This window comes from Halanaerobaculum tunisiense, assembly GCF_054657635.1.
On record NZ_BAAHYI010000006.1, the window covers coordinates 53,378 to 72,055 of the forward strand.

16 protein-coding genes are annotated in these 18,678 nt (G+C 36.8%); all 16 read left to right on the plus strand.

Going from position 1 to position 18,678, the window contains the following annotated elements; all coding sequences use genetic code 11:
* The first annotated feature begins 439 nt into the window (after nt 1-439).
* The 16 genes from ACYQ3D_RS06895 to secA all read left to right on the plus strand — a co-directional run bounded on the left by ACYQ3D_RS06895 (nt 440) and on the right by secA (nt 18,571).
* Nucleotides 440-1,897 (plus strand): flagellin N-terminal helical domain-containing protein, encoded by a 1,458-nt coding sequence (locus tag ACYQ3D_RS06895; RefSeq protein WP_459837346.1) that lies wholly within the window; start codon nt 440-442, stop codon nt 1,895-1,897.
* A 137-nt stretch (nt 1,898-2,034) separates the two neighbouring features.
* Nucleotides 2,035-3,486: a flagellar filament capping protein FliD gene (gene fliD, locus ACYQ3D_RS06900; protein ID WP_459837348.1), complete on the plus strand. Its 1,452-nt coding sequence runs from the start codon at nt 2,035-2,037 to the stop codon at nt 3,484-3,486.
* A gap of 19 nt (nt 3,487-3,505) precedes the next feature.
* Nucleotides 3,506-3,967: a flagellar export chaperone FliS gene (gene fliS / locus ACYQ3D_RS06905; protein ID WP_459837349.1), complete on the plus strand. Its 462-nt coding sequence runs from the start codon at nt 3,506-3,508 to the stop codon at nt 3,965-3,967.
* On the plus strand, nt 3,957-4,424 hold the full coding sequence (flgN, locus tag ACYQ3D_RS06910; protein WP_459837351.1) for a flagellar export chaperone FlgN: 468 nt from the start codon (nt 3,957-3,959) through the stop codon (nt 4,422-4,424). Before fliS ends, flgN begins: the two co-directional genes overlap by 11 nt.
* 47 nt (nt 4,425-4,471) lie before the next feature.
* The gene (locus ACYQ3D_RS06915; protein WP_459837352.1) at nt 4,472-4,846 is read left to right on the plus strand and encodes a flagellar protein FlaG; all 375 of its coding nucleotides are present in this window, start codon (nt 4,472-4,474) and stop codon (nt 4,844-4,846) included.
* Nucleotides 4,847-4,915: 69 nt separating this feature from the next.
* Nucleotides 4,916-5,932 (plus strand): hypothetical protein, encoded by a 1,017-nt coding sequence (locus tag ACYQ3D_RS06920; protein ID WP_459837354.1) that lies wholly within the window; start codon nt 4,916-4,918, stop codon nt 5,930-5,932.
* A 151-nt stretch (nt 5,933-6,083) separates the two neighbouring features.
* Nucleotides 6,084-10,559, plus strand: a complete 4,476-nt coding sequence (locus ACYQ3D_RS06925; protein WP_459837355.1) for a flagellin N-terminal helical domain-containing protein — start codon at nt 6,084-6,086, stop codon at nt 10,557-10,559.
* A gap of 62 nt (nt 10,560-10,621) precedes the next feature.
* A complete protein-coding gene (locus tag ACYQ3D_RS06930; protein WP_459837357.1) occupies nt 10,622-10,915 on the plus strand; it encodes a flagellar biosynthesis protein FlgN in 294 nt (97 codons plus the stop codon).
* Nucleotides 10,916-11,101: 186 nt separating this feature from the next.
* The gene (locus ACYQ3D_RS06935) at nt 11,102-11,860 is read left to right on the plus strand and encodes a basic amino acid ABC transporter substrate-binding protein (protein WP_459837359.1); all 759 of its coding nucleotides are present in this window, start codon (nt 11,102-11,104) and stop codon (nt 11,858-11,860) included.
* Nucleotides 11,861-12,187: 327 nt separating this feature from the next.
* Nucleotides 12,188-12,847 (plus strand): ectoine/hydroxyectoine ABC transporter permease subunit EhuC, encoded by a 660-nt coding sequence (ehuC, locus tag ACYQ3D_RS06940; RefSeq protein ID WP_459837360.1) that lies wholly within the window; start codon nt 12,188-12,190, stop codon nt 12,845-12,847.
* Between the two features lie 18 nt (nt 12,848-12,865).
* Nucleotides 12,866-13,423, plus strand: a complete 558-nt coding sequence (locus ACYQ3D_RS06945) for a chromate transporter (protein ID WP_459837362.1) — start codon at nt 12,866-12,868, stop codon at nt 13,421-13,423.
* Nucleotides 13,420-13,941, plus strand: coding sequence for a chromate transporter (locus ACYQ3D_RS06950; protein ID WP_459837363.1), 522 nt, complete (start codon nt 13,420-13,422; stop codon nt 13,939-13,941). Before ACYQ3D_RS06945 ends, ACYQ3D_RS06950 begins: the two co-directional genes overlap by 4 nt.
* Nucleotides 13,942-13,963: 22 nt before the next feature.
* Nucleotides 13,964-14,686, plus strand: coding sequence for an amino acid ABC transporter ATP-binding protein (locus ACYQ3D_RS06955; protein ID WP_459837365.1), 723 nt, complete (start codon nt 13,964-13,966; stop codon nt 14,684-14,686).
* Nucleotides 14,687-14,790: 104 nt separating this feature from the next.
* Nucleotides 14,791-14,994 (plus strand): cold-shock protein, encoded by a 204-nt coding sequence (locus tag ACYQ3D_RS06960; RefSeq protein ID WP_459837482.1) that lies wholly within the window; start codon nt 14,791-14,793, stop codon nt 14,992-14,994.
* Between the two features lie 167 nt (nt 14,995-15,161).
* A complete protein-coding gene (hpf, locus tag ACYQ3D_RS06965) occupies nt 15,162-15,716 on the plus strand; it encodes a ribosome hibernation-promoting factor, HPF/YfiA family (RefSeq protein WP_459837366.1) in 555 nt (184 codons plus the stop codon).
* 242 nt (nt 15,717-15,958) lie between these two features.
* Nucleotides 15,959-18,571, plus strand: coding sequence for a preprotein translocase subunit SecA (gene secA, locus ACYQ3D_RS06970; protein ID WP_459837367.1), 2,613 nt, complete (start codon nt 15,959-15,961; stop codon nt 18,569-18,571).
* Nucleotides 18,572-18,678: the final 107 nt, after the last annotated feature.

Sequence of the window (18,678 nt, forward strand, 5' to 3'; positions counted from 1 at the left end):
GAAATATAAATCAAGGTAAATGAGTTAGAAAAAGAGAGTTATTCTTCTTTAAATGGCTTAAATAAAGTTTAATAGTCTTATAACAGTATTAAAAAATAAAATTTATTTCCGATAAGAGTATTGAAAGAAAGCTAAAGATTAATTTTTTAAATTATTGATTGATTGTATGTATTTTGTTTTATGATTTTGAATTTTAATTGTCAATTCTCAATTGTCAATTGTAAATTAGTAACGGTTGGTGCTCTAAAATAATTTAGGGTAGCAATGGTTACTAACTTAAATCAGTCAACTTATAAGTTAGTACCACTCACAGTGTATAGTTTATAAGCTTTTGAATTTGATTGCTTGAATTTAACTGTAAACTGTACACTGTCAACTATCAACTTTCTTCAGCAGGGAGGCTGAAGAAAGAAAAACAAAACTCAAGGAGGAATAAATAATGAGAATTAATACGAATACTGCTGCATTGAATTCTTATAATCAATTGAAGAATACAGAAAACAACATGAATAAGTCTTTAGAGAGATTATCATCAGGTAAGCGGATTAATCGTGCTGCTGATGATGCGGCTGGATTGGCTATCAGTGAAAAGATGAAGGGGCAGATGAATGGTTTAGCTCAGGCTCAACGAAATGCTCAGGATGGTATCTCTATGATGCAGACTGCTGAGGGAGCTTTAAACGAAAGCCAGTCTATCTTACAGAGAATGCGTGAATTATCCGTACAGTCAGCAAATGATAGTAATACTAATGAAGACCGAGCAGAAATTCAAAAAGAGGTTGACCAGCTATCTCAGGAATTAACTAGAATTGGTGAAACTACTGAATTCAACACTCAGAACTTATTGGACGGTGGTTTTGAAGGTAAGTTCCAGATCGGTGCTAATGAAGGACAGAATATGACTACTAAAATTAATGATATGCGAGCAGATGCACTTGGTGTTGCAAGTGCTGAAGGTATTGACCATGAAGTGTCTAATACTTCTACCCAAACTTTATCTGGTACTGGTGATGCATTTTATTCACAAAACACCACCTATAATTTGGATGTGACTTCTCTTGATGAAAAAACTACTGTTACTAGTACTAATACTGGTGATATAGAAGCTAACTATTCCTTGAAAAATGATTCAGGTCAACATGTTGCTGTAAGTAGTGATGGGAAAGACTATACTATGCTTGACAGTGCTGTTGATGATATCAGCAATGCAACAACAGCTGAAGATAGTTCAAGTAATGCTGTAGCAGTAAATATGAATGATCCAATGACTTCAGGCACTGCTGAACTTGATGTAGCAGATACTGCTCTTACTAGTTCTCATGATATAACCTTAACTGGGACTACTAGTATTAGCTTTGAAGATACTGAATTAAAATCTGGTGAATATTCAGTAGTAGGAACTGAACATGGAGAAATAAGTTCTGGGCTTGGCTTAACAAATAACGAGGGGGATGTAGTAGCAACTACTACTGATACATCCACTACTCAGACTTGGTCCGCTTATGAGGATTCTACTTCAACTGTATTTACGATAGAAGGAGATGCTGGTAATGAGCTAGCAGCTGGAGATTCAATTAGTGTTAGTGGGGACGGAGGAGTAGACATATCGACTCAATCCGCTGCTAATGATGCTATTTCAACAGTCGATAATGCTCTTAATAAAGTATCACAGGAGCGTTCTAAGTTAGGAGCTCAGCAGAATCGTTTAGATCATACTATCAATAACTTAAGTACAGCAGAACAAAACTTAACTTCTGCTAACTCTCGAATTAGCGATGTAGACATGGCGAAAGAAATGATGAGTATGAGTAAGAATAGAATCTTAAAGCAGGCTGGTACTGCTATGTTAGCTCAGGCTAACCAGAAGTCACAGGGAGTAATGCAGTTACTTGGATAATTAATTAGTTATCAGGGATCAGTTTCAGTTGTCAGTAAAAGGAACTGATTTAGATTTAGATACTAGATAGAATGAAATCAAGGCCGGCCGGTTCTTCCGGCTGGTCTTTTTTCATTAATTGGAGGTGACAGATTATAGTGGATGGATTACAGATGGACGGCTTAGCCAGCGGAATGCCGACTAAAGACACTATTCAGCAGATATTAAATGCACAATACGGTCCAAGACTGAAGAACTTAAAGCAGGAGAAGAGTACTTTAGAACAGCAGAAAGGTGCCTGGCGGGATGTAAACTCTCGGATAGATAAATTAGAAAATAAGTTAACTGATTTGAAATTAACTTCTACTTTTGAATCCAACAAAACAACCAGTTCTAGTGAAGGCGTAGCTATTGCAACAGCTACTAATGATGCTGCTCAGGGAAGTTATGATTTAAATGTTAGTCAGCTAGCTAAAGAACATCGGATTTCTTCTGCTCAACAGACTGATTCTACTAGTGATCTTGGGTTAAATGGAGGTTCTAGTGGTAGTTTTACTATTGAATTAGATAATATCAGTGAAAGTTTTAGTGTTTCTATAGATGGGACTGAATCTTTAAATGATGTTCGAGATAAAATTAATAATGCTAGTGGAAATGATGATGGAAATGGTAATAAATTAACGAAAGCATCAATTGTTGATAATACTTTGATTATTGAAAGTACTGACACTGGAGTTGATAATACAATATCATTTCAAGATCCTGATAATATTTTAGATAATGGTGGAACAGATGATTTAGGTTTTGATTTAGATATTAATGGCAATGTTAATACTGCTAGTGAATTGCAATCTACTCAGGATGCTCAATTTAGTGTTAATGGTCTGGATGTTACTCGCTCTAGCAATCAGGGGATTGATGATGTAGTAGATAATGTAACCTTTAACTTAGAGACTACAGGAACGACTACTATTGATGTTAGTAAAGATACAGAGAAGGCTACTTCGGCTATTCAGAAATTTGTTGATCAGTATAATAGTGTTCAGGATTTTATTAGTGGCAAGCTTAATTACGACCAAGAAACTGAAGATGCCGGGGCTCTGCAGGGGGACGGAACTTTAATGCGGCTGCAGTCTAGATTAAGACAGATGGTTACTGATAGAGTAGATACTGATAGTAGTTATGATCAATTATCTATGGTAGGAATTGATATTGACCGCGAGGGAGTAATGAGCTTTGATTCTGGTAAGTTTACGGATGCATTAGCAGATAAGCCTGAAGAAGTAAAGCAGTTATTTAAAGCTGATACTGATGATGGAGCTTCATTTGATGGAGTAGCCACTAAATTAGATAGTTATGCGGATATGTTAGTTCAGACTAATACAGGAGTAATTCCTGAAAAGGTAGATTCTTATGATACTATGATGGAGAATATTGATGATAGAATTGAATCTACAAATGACCGTCTGGAACAGGAAAAGAGTAGATTACAAAGTCAGTTTACAGCTATGGAAAAAGCTATTTCAAAAATGAATAGCCAACAGAGTTGGATGCAGAGTCAACTGGGTAGTATGGGTGGAGCAAGTAATATGTTAAGTTCTATGATGTAGTTTAGTAAGGAGGCTAACTATGGCTAATAATCCCTATGAAAAGTATAAGAATACTCAAATTGAGACAGCAGCTCAGGAGGACTTAGTGTTGATGTTATATAAAGGAGCAATTAAGTTTATTAATCAGGCTAAACTGGGGTTAGAAGATAATGATTATGAAACTGTAAATAATCGCCTGAATCGAACCCAGGCTATTGTTCAGGAATTAATGACTACTTTAGATATGGAAGCTGGCGGTGAAATAGCCGAGAATTTAGAGGTGCTGTATGATTATATGAACCGGCGGTTGATAGAAGCTAATGTTAATAAAAAAGCAGAACCGATGGATGAGGTGCTCGATATGTTCAAAGAACTGCGTGATACTTGGAAGGAAGCTATGAAGAAGTTTAAACAGCAGAAAGCAGAAAATAAGTCTCAATCTATTCCAAAGCAGACTGATCAGAGTTCTAGATCGGCTGGAGGAATCAGTATTGAAGGTTAACTTAACTGGAGATGGATTAATTGAAAATTTAATAACCAATTATAAAAAGAAGTTACTGCATTATAGACAGATTTTGAGCTTAACCGAAAAACAGCAGAAGGTGATTGAAGATGAAGAATGGCAAGACTTAAGCCAATTAACTGCTGATAAAGAAGAAATAATAAATAAAGTTAAAGGATTAGATACTGAACTAGAACAGGGTAAAGAAAAATTAGCTCAAAAATCTGATTTAAAAGCAAAAGCAAAGATAAAAAACTTGAAAATAATAGTTGATAAAGCTTATGAAGTTATGCAGGAGATAAGTAAGCTAGAACAGTTTAATCAAGATAAGATAACTGCTAAACAACAGGAGATGCAGCAGCAGATAAGAGATGTTAATACTGGACTGAATATTAATCAGGCTTATAATGGTCAAGGTAATTCCTATGAAGGTAAGTTTATTGATGAAAAAGAGTAAAATTACAGTAGAAGATTATTGTATCTGAGAGCGAAGGAGGGGGTAAAATGAAAGTTTCTGAGGTTGACGGTAGTCAGCCAACTAATCAAGTCGAGTCTGAAGTAAAGCAGACTAAAAATACTGCAAAGAAAGAAGGAATTAATCTACAGGCTGAGAAAAAAGAAGAAGCTAAAGAACAGAAATCAGAGAAGAAGTTAACTAAAGAGCAGGTTAAAGAAGGCCTAGAGAAATTAAATGAAACAGTACAAACCTTTCATGAAGACCTACAGTTTGAATTACATGAAGATAGCAACAGGATGATGACAAAATTAGTAAAAACAGATAATAATGAGGTGCTTAAGGAGATACCACCAGAAGAAATGTTGGATATGATTGGGCGCATCAAAAACATGGTGGGTCTGATCTTAGATGAAAAGATATAATCTTATAGATTAACTTATTTTAATCGGGAATTTCCCCGATTTTTATTTTATAGTTTGGAGGAATCTAAAGTGCGGACTAATTCATTAAATATTTTAGAAGCAGACCAGAGTCTTGATTTAAACTTAGAAGTTCATTATGGAATAGTGGAGTATCTTGCCGGCTATGACCCAGCCGAAGCCTGGAATGTAAGAGGAATTTCCGGCCGGGATGGATCATCACAGAAGTATTTTGACTATCGGCGGCAAAAGGTAGCTGAATTAGAAGGTTTGTTGGACAGCAGTCAAGAGTTACAAACTAAGTTAGATGACTTTCTAGCCGAATGTCTTACTTTATTTAATGCCTTTAGAGAAGATAATCAGCAGCTAATTGACCAATATCTGGATAAAGAATTTTACTTTATCTTGGGAGCTGCTCGAACCGGTGGTACTTTTATGTTAAAAGAATTGAGTCGGGCTCTAGATTGGCCGTATGATGACTTGCATATGTCCATTCTGCATGAGCATATGCCCGATTTTGATATTGAAGAGTCTTATACTATAGGCTGGCGCAAGCCGGAGAATTACTACTATCTCTTATTTCAGCTAGTCCAGTTTTTAGTCTATATCAACCGCGAAGCACCGGATAAAGAATATGTAGTCAAAAAGACCAGATTCAGTAAATGCATGCAGTTAATAGATCATATTTTTGGTGACCGAGCTTATTATGTAGTGACAGTTAGACATCCAGCGGCTATTAATGCTTCGCGTATGGAAACAGGAGCAACCGGAGAAGTAGTTAATAATGTCAGACGCGAAGGGAAGCGGACACTTTATCTGTGGCAGAATGTTTACAAGGAGCTAGTTAGAGATGGCCAGCCGGAGGGGTTAATTTTGCCGATTCAGTTTGGGCCCAGGATGGATCAGTTTTTAGCCGACTTTTTTGCTCACCATAATGCTTCCGTAGAACCGGAAGACTGTCGTATAACTGCTAGAGATTATGATTATGACTTCTGGACCAGTGATTACGTAGTAGATTCCATGGACTGGGTAAGAATGCTCTGGCAGTTTCATGAACTCGAGTTTCCCGTTCCGGAAGAGATATTATAGAAAGAATTAGATAAATAATACACAGACTAAAAGTCTTATGTTACAAATTATTTATATTGCTTAAATAAAGGGGATTATGTAAATTTTATCTAAATTATATTAGAAAGAGGTTATAATTTTAAAAATATATCAATAGTTGGCAGAGGAGAGGATGAATTTGAGAGTATTAAATAATGCAAATGCTCTTAAAGCTTTAAATCAATTAAGAAAGAATGATAAAAAACGCACTAAATCATTAAAGAAATTATCTTCCGGAAAGAGAATCGAAACCGCAGCAGATGATGCAGCAGGTATGGCAATTTCTCAAAAGATGAGAGCTGAGATAGATGGTTTACAGCAGGCACAGGAGAATATTCAGAATGGAACTTCTCTATTACAGACTGCCGAAGGAGCAATGGATAGTATTCAGGATATTCTCCACCGCATGAAAGAGCTTACTATTCAGGGAGCTAACGATACGTTAAGTGAGCAAGATAAAGAGAGTGTTCAGACTGAACTTGAAGAATTAAGGTCTAAAGCCGGCAGAATTGCTAATGAGACGAAGTTTAACGGTATGCCGCTGATTGATGGTACTTTTAGTCAGAAGGAAGAAAAGGTGGCAGGAGAGTCTGATCATAATTTAAATGTACTTGATGATGGAACTACGGTAACTCGTCAGGTTGAAATTGGAGATTTTATGGTGGATTTTAATTTCACAAAGTTATCTGAAGAAAAAGTCAAAATTGATGTTAAGCATGATGATAAACTGTTGGCTACTAAAACTATTACTCAGGATCCTATAAAGTGGGAGAAGAATCTAGGCGGCAGTTCATATGATAATGCTCAGGATATTACTAATACTAGTGATGGAGGCTATGTAGTACTTGGACGAACTGAATCAACCGATGAAGATTTAAAGAATGAGAAGTCTAATTCTGATAGTGACATGTGGGCTGTAAAGCTCGATAAAGATAAGAATATAAAGTGGCAAACTACTTTAGGGGGCAGTGACTTTGATGAGGGGAGTACAGTTCAGGAGACTAACAGTGGCGATCTGATAATCTCTGGGACTAAAACTTCTACTGATGGAGATAAAGATATTTCAGTAGCAAAGTTAAGTGCAGATGGAGATGTGAAATCTGATTGGCCTAAGCCTTTTGGCGGTGGCAAAGACAAAGGGAAGAGTGTCTATCCTACTCAGGACGGCGGATATATCTTAGCGGGTGATTCTGATTCTACTGATAAAGATGATGATATGTTATTAATGAAGTTAGATCAGAATGGTGAATTCCAATGGGAGAAGTATTTAGACCATGGTGATCTATTTGATGAGGTTAATGATATTAAACAGACAGATGATAACGGATATATAGTAGCTGGAAGTAATAATAATTCTGGAACAGCTGGTATGTATAAATTGGATAGTAATGGTGAGCAAGAATGGCATAAAAACTATAGTGGTGATAGTGTAGAAAGTGTTCAGGAATTATCTGGTGGTGGGTATGTTTTTGCTGGCCGAGAAGGCAGCGGTAGTGGTAGTGATATGATGATTGCTAAAACAGAGGCTGATGGAGATCAGGTGTGGAAAAAGTCATTGGATAATCTAGGTAATTTTGATGAAGGAGTTAGTATAGAAGTAACTGATAATGATGAGTATATTGTTTCTGGAACTACTACTTCCAATAATGAAGATACAGATATAGCAGCAGTAAAATTAAAGGAAGATGGAACTAAACGATGGGATACCTTTAACCAGGGTTTTGGCGGAAATGGAGATGAAGGAACGGAAGTTACAGTAACTAGTGATAATGGCTATCTAGTAACTAATCCTGATGATAATAGTAAAGATAATTCAGCTATTAAGTTTAATGCACGTGGAGCTTTTCAATGGGAAACTACTATTGGAGGTAGTGATGATCAGATTAATAATCTTAAGGAAACTAGCAACGGCTACTTAGCAACTGGGAAATCTACCGACACTGGTAAGAGATGGACTGCTAAATTAGATCCAGATGGACAGGTTACTACTAAAAAAGATATAACAGATAGTGGTGATGTAGAAAAGATAACGGATGTGCAGAAATTAAGTAGTGGAGGCTATGCATTATCAGGAAGAAAAGATGAGAGTGGAAATAAAGAAGGCTGGGTAGCTAAGTTAGATAGCAATTTGGATACTACAAATACTTCTACTTTTGGTGGTAGCAGCTTTGATCAAATAAATAGTATTCAAGAGACTAGTAATGGTTACTTAGTAGCAGGTGAAAGTAAATCTAGTGATGGAGATCTGAGTAATAATTACGGCAGCAGTGATGTTTGGGCAGCTGGATTACAGGATGATTTAAGTCTAGATTGGCAAAAGAACTTTGGTGGTAGTGAACATGATGCAGCAAATAGTATTAAGCAGACTAGTGATGGTGGATATCTGATAGCCGGTGAGACTGAATCTGATGACCATGATCTAGACAGCAAAAAGGCAGATACTGATCGGGATGGCTGGGTTATCAAGTTAAATGGAGATAAGAGTATTGACTGGCAAAAAAACTTAGGTGGAGCGATAGAAGATCGATTTACAGATATCAGTGTTGATGAAGCTAATGATGAATATATTATTGCGGGAACTAGAGAATCTATATATGATAATGATAAAGAAGCCTGGGCAGCTAAGTTTGCTGAAGATGGAACAGAAAAATGGAATAAAACCTTTAGTGATAAGAATTTTAATCAAGGAATTGATCTGAAAAAGACTACTGATGGATATATTCTATCGGGAGTAGATGATGAGGATAATAAGGTTATGATTAAACTCGATGCTGCTGGAAATAAAAGTTGGGAGAATGGATTAGATAATAAGGATGATTCAGCTAGTAGTATTCGCCAGACTAGTGATGGAGGCTATATAGTAGCTGGAAGTAAGACTAGTAACTTTGGTGATCAAGATGGTACTATCATTAAGTTAGATGCTGACGGTAATAAAGAATGGGAACAGTTAGTAGGAGATAAATATTCTCAGGAAGAGATAAGTAATTTAGAAATTGAAGAGGACAATAGTGGCGATTATATTATCTCTGGAACTAAAAATGATCAGCTGTGGGCTGCTAAATTAAATAGTGACGGTACTGAAAAGTGGAGCCAGACTTATGATGGATTTGAGGCATCTGATATCAAAGAAGATAATAATGGAAATTATATCATTTCTGGAACTAAAACTTCTGCTGACGGCGATGAAGATATGACGATTCTTAATGTTGATTCTGTAGATGGAAGTAAGAATTGGCAACATGACTTTGGCGGTGGTGATGACTGGGTAGGTAATGTTCAAGAGACTAGTGATGGCGGATATATTCTATCAGGAACTAAGACTTCTAATGATGGAGATAAGGATGCATTGGTTCTTAAACTAGATTCCTCAGGTGATATAAGCTGGGAACAAAAAATAAAAGAAAATAAGCTGGATGAAGAGGGAGTTAGTGTAACTGAAAGTGATGAAGACGGCTATATTCTGTCTGCAACTAAAGAGACAGTAGATGGAGATACAGATGTTTGGATCAGAAAATTAAATGATAATGGAAGCAAAGATTGGGAAAAGAACTTTGGTGGAGATAATGATGAAACGGCAGGAAATATCCAGCAGACTGATGATGGGGGTTATATAGTTTCAGGAACTCAGGTTACAGATGCTGGGGATAAGGATGTATATGCCATCAAGTTGAATGAAACCGGAACCAAAGAATGGGATACTTCCACAATAGGTATCGGCGGCAGTGGTGATGAAGAGGCCAATCATATTCAACAGACAATGGATGGCGGATATATTATAGCAGGTCAGAGTGATTCTACTGATATCCCCAATAATTCTAATCAAGGTGGAGATGATCTGCTGCTTGCTAAAATTGATAAAGATGGTAATTTAGAATGGCAGGACTTATTAGGAGGTAGCGGAAATGATAAAGCTAATTCTGTAGAGGAAATTTCTGAGGGTAACTATATGATTAGTGGAGGAACGACATCTTCAGATGGAGATGTGGACAGTAATTATGGTAGTAGTGATATGTGGATGGTTAATTATTCTAAAGGAAGAAGTGAAGTCAGTCTTAACCCAACAGAAGAAGCAAGTAAAAGGGCTAAGTATGGCCATGGAACATCCTGGCTTGATCTAGATGAGGTTAATATCGACTTCAACTGGAAAGATTTCAATGTAGAAGAAATTGATGCTCAGGGAAAACAGAGAACTGAGGCAAACTTTGTTGTTCAGGATGATGCTAAGGCAGATGAGTCTAATCACTTATGGGCAGAAATAGATAATTTAACTTCAGAAGAACTGGGATTAGATGATTTGCCTAAAGTGACATCAGCATCCGAAGAGGAAATTCAAAAATCTCTAGAAATTATAAATGAAGCAAACCAAAAAGTTAGTACAGCCAGAGCCAAAATAGGTTCTTATCAGAATCGTCTAGACCATACTAGTCAAAATGTAGCTAATTATAGAACTAATTTATCAGAATCTAATTCTCGAATAAAAGATGCTGATATGGCAAATCAAATGATGGAATTAACTAAACGAAGAGTTTTAGCACAAACCGGTCAGGCAATGTTAGCTCAAATAAATAAAATGTCTAGTAATATTATGAATTTAGTTTCTCAATTTTAATAAAGTTGATAAATTGAGTAAAATAACTTATAATTAAGGAAAAAAGATAGTGAGGGATAAACATGGTGGAAGATATGGTCTCAGCATTAGAGGAAGAAGTTGAGTTATACCAAGAAATATTGGAATTAACAAAAGAGAAGCAAGAACTACTTAAAGAAGGACAGGATACTACTGAGATTGATCAGCAGAAGCGAGAATTGCGAGATCAGATTGCTGATCTTGATCTGGAGTTTGATATTAAACAGATAGATAAATTAAATATTGTTAATAATAGTGATCTGGAGAAGATAAATCAATTACAACCTACTCTAAAGGAATTATATAGGTTAGAGAAGGAGAACGAAGAGTTGGAGTAAGACTACATAGCTATCAGCTCTCTGCTATATGCTATCAGCCGATTCAAAATCTTTAAATTCAAAAACTAACTTCTTATTCAGATGGCTGATAGCTGATACCTAACCTAAATTTTTTATTTCCCTTGAATAATTATTATAAATCATGTATAATTATTTATAAGATGATAAACGTTAGGGGGACTAATAATGAAAAAAATAATTTTATTTTCTTTATTAATTGCTATGTTAGTAGTTGCAGGATGTGGACAACAGGAGACGACTTGGTCGCAGGTACAAGATAAAGGCGAATTAGTAGTAGGATTGAGTGCTGATTATAAACCTTTTGAGTTTCCTAATGAGGATAATCAAATTGTAGGTTTTGATGTTGATATTCTAAAAGCTGTTGCTGATGAGTTAGGTGTGGAGTTAAAAATAAAGGATACTGCTTTTGATGGTTTGATTCCTGGCTTAAAGACTGATAAGTACGATGCAGTTGCTTCGGCAATGACGATTACTGAGAAGAGACAAAAAGCAGTTAACTTTTCTGATCCTTATTTTGATGTAGGGCAGGTAATTGCAGTTACTGAGGATGAAGACCAGATCCAACAGCCAGAGGACTTAGCAGGTAAGACAGTAGCAGTCCAGTTAGGTACTACAGGTGATCTAGAAGTAAGTAAGATGGAGGATGAAATCAAAGAAATTAAGCGTTACGAAAAGATTACTCAGGCTTATATCGAGTTAAAGAATGGCCGAATAGATGCTGTAGTTAATGATAAGCCAGTAACTAAGGCTTATATTGACCAGAATCCAGAAGTAAAGATGGCAGATGAGCCATTTACTACTGAGAAGTATGGTATAGCCTTTAAAAAAGGTGATGATAAGTTACTAGAAAAGGCTAATCAGGCTTTACAAAAGATTAAAGAGAATGGTACTTATGATGAAATTTACGACAAATGGTTTAAGTAATTTAAATTATTAGGAGAGGAGAGTGGTTATCTGCTCTTCTTTTTCTATTTAGGGGCCTAGATTTTTCTTAACCTTAGCCTTAATCTTAACCTGATATTGTTTGCATAACTACACAAAGTGATGTATAATTATCTCCGGTGGATTTTTATTATTTATATATAAGAAATTGAATTGGCTGGTCCTACAAGTTTCACAGAAACTTTTCGTGATAAAAAGCATCCGCACACAACACACAGCTTAAAAGATTAGTTGATTTTAATTGTAAATTGTAAATTGTAAATTGTAAACTGTACACTGTAAACTAATAAACAAGGAGTGAAGTAACAAATGTGGGCCAACAAACTAGAAATAGCCAAGAATGCCCTACCAATACTACTTAAAGGGGCAGGCGTAACTGTTAAGTTAACGACATTAGGAGTCTTAATGGGAGTTATTTTAGGTACAGTATTAGGTTTAGCGCGAGCTTGGCGAAATAAGTTGTCGCGTAATCTAGCTAAGGTGTATATTGAATTCTTTCGGGGGACGCCTTTATTAGTCCAGTTATTTTTATTGTATTTTGGGTTACCTAGTCTAGGAGTCGAATTAAGTCCCTATTTTGCTGCGGTATTAGGTTTAGGCTTAAATAGTGGAGCTTATGTAGGTGAGATCGTCCGATCGGGAATTAATGCTATTAATACCGGCCAGATGGAAGCAGCTCGGTCGTTAGGGATGTCCTATTTTGAGGCAATGAGATATGTTATCTTACCTCAGGCTTTTAAACGGATTATTCCGCCATTAGGTAATGAGTTTATTGCTTTACTGAAGGACTCTTCTCTAGTCTCAGTAATTGCTGTTAAAGACCTGACTCGTCAGGGACGAGTGATTATCAGTAGAAATTATGAGTCCTTTTTAATCTTTGCTTTAGTAGCTATTTTATACTTTATAATGACCTTTATTATGACGCGGTTAGTTAATCTAGCCGAGAGAAAATTGAGTGCTAGTAGTTAGACTTTAAGAGGTGATAGCTTGCAGAATTTAGGTCAGTTATTTCTTATTTTTTTGCGGATTGGAGGCTTTACCTTTGGCGGCGGTTATGCCATGTTGCCGATGATCCAACAGGAACTTGTAACTGAAAGAGAGTGGGCTACTGAAGAAGAAATTCTTGATTATTATGCTATTGGTCAGTGTACTCCTGGTATTATTGCTATCAATACAGCTACTTTAATCGGTTATAAACTTAGGGGAGTGCGAGGGGCTTTAGTGGCTACGACAGGTATGGTTCTTCCTTCTTTAGTAGTGATTATAACTATAGCTATCTTTTTTCATCAATTCCAAGATTATCAGCTGGTCCAACAGGCTTTTCGCGGGATTAAGATTGGGGTAGTGGCTTTAATAGTTGATGTAGTAATTCAGATGTGGGACCATTCAGTCCAGGATTATCTAGGGGTTATTCTTTTTGGGGGATCTTTTTTATTATTAGCTGGAGTAGGTATTTCTCCAATTATTGTAATCCTTGCTGCTGGACTGATAGGAGTTATCCGACGCGATAAGGCTCTTGCGGATCAGGAGCCTGATAGAGAATGATTTATCTGTTATTATACTGGGAGTTCTTTAAGATAGGTTTATTTTCAATTGGTGGTGGCTTGGCTACTCTACCATTACTCCAACAGGTAATAGAGAAATACGGGTGGATTACTAATCAACAGTTATTAGATATGATTGCTATTGCTGAATCAACTCCCGGGCCAATCGGGATTAATGTAGCTACTTTTGTCGGCTATGATACTGCTGATTTGGTAGGTGGACTAGTAGCTCCGATTGGTTTAGCTACTCCTTCAGTAATTATTATTTTAGTAATCGCGCGGTATTTTATTAAGTTTAATCAGCATCCAGTTGTCAGAGGTGCCTTAAGTGGGATTCGACCAGCAGTGGCAGGCTTGATTGGCTTTGTAGCTTTTAAGGTAGGTAGTGGTGAGTTGTTATTTAGCCTGAAAGGGAGTCTACTATTTATTATCCTGTTGTATTTGCTAAATAGATTCGATCAACATCCTATATTATATTTACTAGGGGCGGGACTGGTAGGCATAATCTTTAACTATTAATTGAGGAGAAAGGTGAGTAGCAATGATTACAGTAGAAAACTTACACAAAAGTTTTGGTGATTTAGAAGTATTACGAGGGATCGATGAAGAGATTGAACAAGGGGAAGTTGTTGTTGTGATTGGCCCTAGTGGTTCCGGGAAGAGTACTTTCTTACGTTGTTTGAATCGCTTAGAGGAACCAACAGCAGGAGAGATTAAGATTGATGGGGAAGTTATTAATGCTCCTACAGCAGATATTAACCAGATCCGCCAGGAAACAGGGATGGTTTTTCAACACTTTAATCTCTTTCCTCACAAGACGTCTTTAGGTAATATAATCCTCTCCCCGATGAAAGTAAAAGGTTTATCTGAGGAAGAAGCTACCGAGATAGCCTATGATTTATTAGCCGAAGTTGGTCTGCAGGATAAAGCAGATACTTATCCTAGCCAGTTATCAGGTGGCCAAAAGCAACGGATTGCTATTGCTCGGGCTTTAGCAATGCAGCCTAAAGTGATGTTATTTGATGAGCCAACTTCTGCTCTTGACCCAGAAATGGTAGGCGATGTACTAGAGGTTATGCGGGATTTAGCTCAGGAAGGTATGACTATGGCAGTAGTTACACACGAGATGGGTTTTGCCCGCGAAGTAGGAGATCGTGTTTTATTTATGGATCAAGGAGTAATAGTGGAAGCAGCAGAGCCGCAAAAGTTATTCTCTAATCCAGAAGAAAAGAGAACGCAAGAGTTTTTAGGAAAGATCTTATAGAACTTTTCTTGACAAGATGCTAATAATGTGTTAGACTATATACAGAATGAATTGGCAAGAAATTGTCACAAAAGATTTACTTATTATTAGGAGGAATGTGTATAATGAAAGAACAAGGTAATGTTAAGTGGTTTGACGAGAAAAAAGGTTATGGATTTATTGAGCGCGAAGAAGGAGACGATGTATTCGTTCACTTCTCTGCAATTGAAGAAGAAGGTTTCAAGACTTTAGAAGATGGCCAAGCAGTAGAATTTGAAGTAGTTGAGGGAGATCGTGGACCTCAAGCTGAAGACGTCGTTAAGCTATAGTAAATATAGATTACGGCTGGTAAGCCTCGGATTAGTTTCCGAGGCTTTTATTATTTTTTGTAACATTCGGCAGGAATTAATAGTTTGATGTAGAACTAATAGATAAGGAATTTAAATTCTAATTTTGGTTAGTTTTTTACTCTTTATTGGAAGGGGTTGATTATATAATGAAAATTATGCTACGAGGTAAAAATATTGATATTACTGATGCTCTAAGAAATTATGTGGAGGAGAAAGTAGGTAAGATTGAAAAGTATTTTGATACTAATGACGATACTGAAATTGAAGCCCAGGTTTCTCTAGATGTAAAGAAAGAAGGACATATTGTAGAGGTTACTATTTTTGTTGATGGTTTGATTTTACGAGCCGAAAAGAAGACAGGAGATATGTATGCTTCTATTGATGGAGTGATTGAAAAATTAGAACGCCAAGTACGAAAATATAAAACTAAGATTCATCGGAAGTTAAGAAAAGAAAAGAAAGAATTAAAAAAGAATGTACTCCAATCTCGCCAGGAAGAAGAAGAGAAGAAAGAAGAAGAACCGAATATAGTTCGAACTAAGCAGTTTGCTATGAAGCCAATGCCGGTTAAAGAAGCAGTGATGCAGATGGATTTATTAGACCATGATTTCTTTGTTTTCTCTAATGCTGAGACTGAGGAAGTAAATGTAGTTTATAAAAGACGAGATGGGGATTATGGCTTAATTGAACCGACATTTTAATCTAGTTAAGTGGGGCTAGCCTGAGGGCTAGTCTTTTTTTAGTGGGCTAGAAATTTAATTGACAATTAACAATTATAAATCAAAAGCGTATGATCTATTGATTTATAAAGGTTTTAAAGGGGTTTAATTGTCAATTATCAATTCTAAATTATAAATTGAATTTTAATTTTGTAATTATTGTAATTGATGATATAATTAATATTGGTTAGCTTGTGATGTATTAGAAATTAAGGGGTGAAGTTATGTTTGGATTTTTAAAGAAATTGTTTCCTGATCCTAATGAAAAGAAATTAAAGAAATTAAGACCGATAGTTGATAAAGTCAATAGTTGGGAAGACGAGATTAGTCAGTTATCTGATCAAGAATTACGTGCTAAGACAGAAGAATTTAGAGCAGAATTAGATAACGGAGCAACAATGGAAGATATATTGCCGGAAGCTTTTGCTGTAGTGCGAGAAGCTTCGCAGAGAACAACAGGAATGCGTCATTATGATGTGCAGGTTCTAGGAGGACTTGTCTTACACCAAGGTCGAATTGCAGAGATGAAGACTGGGGAAGGAAAGACATTAGCAGCTACTTTGCCAGCCTACCTTAATGCAGTAGCAGGTCGAAATGTACATATTATCACTGTTAATGATTATTTAGCTGAACGTGACAGTGAATGGATGGGCCAAATTTATAGATTCCTAGGTCTAGATGTTGGTGTTATTTCAGAGGATATGGATAGTCAACAACGGCGAGAAGCTTACCAATCTGATATTCTCTACGGGACTAATAATCAGTTTGGTTTTGATTATCTTCGCGATAATATGGCTACTGAGCAAGAGAAGTTAGTCCAAGGCGAGTTAGAGTTTGCCATCTTAGATGAGGTAGATAGTATCCTGATTGACGAAGCAAGGACACCATTGATTATCTCTGGCCCAGCTCAAGAGTCGCCGCAGGTATACTATAGATTTGCTAAGATAGCTAGCAGATTAAACAAAGAACAGGACTATGAGATAGATGAGAAAGCTCAGTCAGTGATGTTGACTGAAGTAGGGATTGATCGAGTAGAGGATATCTTAAAAATAGAGAATCTATACGATAATCAGCATATGGATGAGCTACACCATATTAATCAGGCCCTGAAAGCCAAAGAATTAATGCACCGCGATGAAGATTACATTGTAAAAGATGGGGGAGTCCATATTGTTGATGAGTTTACCGGCCGGATTATGTCAGGGCGTCGGTTTGGGGAGGGATTACACCAGGCGATTGAGGCTAAAGAAGGAGTTAAGATCAAACGAGAAAGTCAGACCTTAGCTAGTATTACTTTTCAGAATTTCTTTAGAATGTATGATACTTTATCCGGGATGACTGGTACTGCGGCTACTGAAGCGGAAGAATTTGAAGAAATTTATGATTTGGATGTAGTAGTTGTACCTACTAATGAACCAGTCATTCGCGAGGATCAACCTGATGTGATTTATAAAACAGAAGAGGCTAAATTCAGAGCTGTAGTCCGAGATATTAAAGACAGACACCAACGTGGTCAGCCTGTCTTAGTGGGGACTGTCTCTATTGAGAAATCAGAAAAATTAAGTCGGATGTTAAAGCAAGAGCATATTCCTCATGAAGTATTAAATGCTAAGCATCATGAACGAGAAGCAGAGATTATTAAACGAGCGGGCCAACAAGGAGCAGTTACAATTGCTACTAATATGGCTGGTCGAGGAACAGATATTGTGCTAGGAGAAGGAGTAGTTGACTTAGGCGGGTTGCATGTGATTGGTACTGAACGTCATGAAAGCCGACGAATAGATAATCAGTTACGTGGTCGGTCTGGTCGGCAAGGAGATCCTGGTTCTTCTCGCTTTTATGTTTCCCTAGAAGATGACTTGATGCGGCTCTTTGGTTCCGATAAGATCTCCGATATTATGGGGACGTTAGGTGTTGATGAAGACCAACCAATTGAGCATAAGTTAATTAATAAATCTTTATCCAATGCACAACAGAAGGTAGAAAGTCGTAACTTTGATATCCGAAAGAATATTTTAGAATATGATGAAGTACTCCACAAACAACGAGAAGCTATTTATAGTCGCCGGCGGAAAATCCTATTAGGAGATGATCTAGCAGAGATTGTGACTGAAATAGGAGAAGACTGGTTAGCTGATATTATAGAGGATTATATTGACGAAGATGACCATCCCCAGGATTGGGATTTAGCTGGACTAACAGATTATGTAGAACAGATGTTAAAGAAAGTTACTATAGATGTTGAGGAGTTAGCAGGACTCAGACGAGAAGAACTACAAGAGAAGTTAGTAGCTATCTTTCAGGCTGCCTACCAGGAGAAAAAGGAAGAATTAGGAGCAGAAGGATTAGAGGAGTTAGAAAAGATAGTTATGCTAAAAGTAATTGATGATAAATGGATGGATCACTTGCAAGCAATGGATGATCTGCGCCAGGGAATTGGTCTCCGAGCTTATGGTCAACGTGATCCACTAAATGAGTATAAATTTGAAGCCTTTGATATGTTTAAACAGATGAACGAGTGGATTAGAGAGGAGATTATCCAGTACTTATTTGCTATTGAGGTAGTAGAAGGTGAAGCAACTCCTGAGACTAGAGAAAATCTGGATTATAATCATGGTTCAGAGGTTACTGCTTATGACTTAGCTGAGGAGCAAAGTCAGCCAACTCAGCAACAACAGACAGCTCAGGCAGATGACCAATCCGCTGAAGAAGCAACTACCGATCCAATTACTAAACAAGAAGAACCTGGTCGTAATGACCCTTGTCCCTGTGGTAGTGGTAAGAAGTATAAAAAATGTTGTATTAATACAGATAAGTATGGTGGGTATAACAGATAATAGCTGTTAGTCGTGTGCTATGTGCTGTGTGTCATGTGCCATGAGTCAAGTTAAGTAAAACTCAAAATCCAGGTACAGATAGCAGAGGACTGCTTTTAATTGTAAAC

Bases quoted from the DNA above. Each gene is read 5' to 3' on its own strand.
- ACYQ3D_RS06895 (WP_459837346.1), top strand. From the start codon at position 440: ATGAGAATTAATACGAATACTGCTGCATTGAATTCTTATAATCAATTG.
- fliS (WP_459837349.1), top strand. From the start codon at position 3,506: ATGGCTAATAATCCCTATGAAAAGTATAAGAATACTCAAATTGAGACA.
- ACYQ3D_RS06915 (WP_459837352.1), top strand. From the start codon at position 4,472: ATGAAAGTTTCTGAGGTTGACGGTAGTCAGCCAACTAATCAAGTCGAG.
- ACYQ3D_RS06925 (WP_459837355.1), top strand. From the start codon at position 6,084: ATGAATTTGAGAGTATTAAATAATGCAAATGCTCTTAAAGCTTTAAAT.
- ACYQ3D_RS06930 (WP_459837357.1), top strand. From the start codon at position 10,622: ATGGTGGAAGATATGGTCTCAGCATTAGAGGAAGAAGTTGAGTTATAC.
- ACYQ3D_RS06935 (WP_459837359.1), top strand. From the start codon at position 11,102: ATGAAAAAAATAATTTTATTTTCTTTATTAATTGCTATGTTAGTAGTT.
- ehuC (WP_459837360.1), top strand. From the start codon at position 12,188: ATGTGGGCCAACAAACTAGAAATAGCCAAGAATGCCCTACCAATACTA.
- ACYQ3D_RS06950 (WP_459837363.1), top strand. From the start codon at position 13,420: ATGATTTATCTGTTATTATACTGGGAGTTCTTTAAGATAGGTTTATTT.
- ACYQ3D_RS06955 (WP_459837365.1), top strand. From the start codon at position 13,964: ATGATTACAGTAGAAAACTTACACAAAAGTTTTGGTGATTTAGAAGTA.
- ACYQ3D_RS06960 (WP_459837482.1), top strand. From the start codon at position 14,791: ATGAAAGAACAAGGTAATGTTAAGTGGTTTGACGAGAAAAAAGGTTAT.
- hpf (WP_459837366.1), top strand. From the start codon at position 15,162: ATGAAAATTATGCTACGAGGTAAAAATATTGATATTACTGATGCTCTA.
- secA (WP_459837367.1), top strand. From the start codon at position 15,959: ATGTTTGGATTTTTAAAGAAATTGTTTCCTGATCCTAATGAAAAGAAA.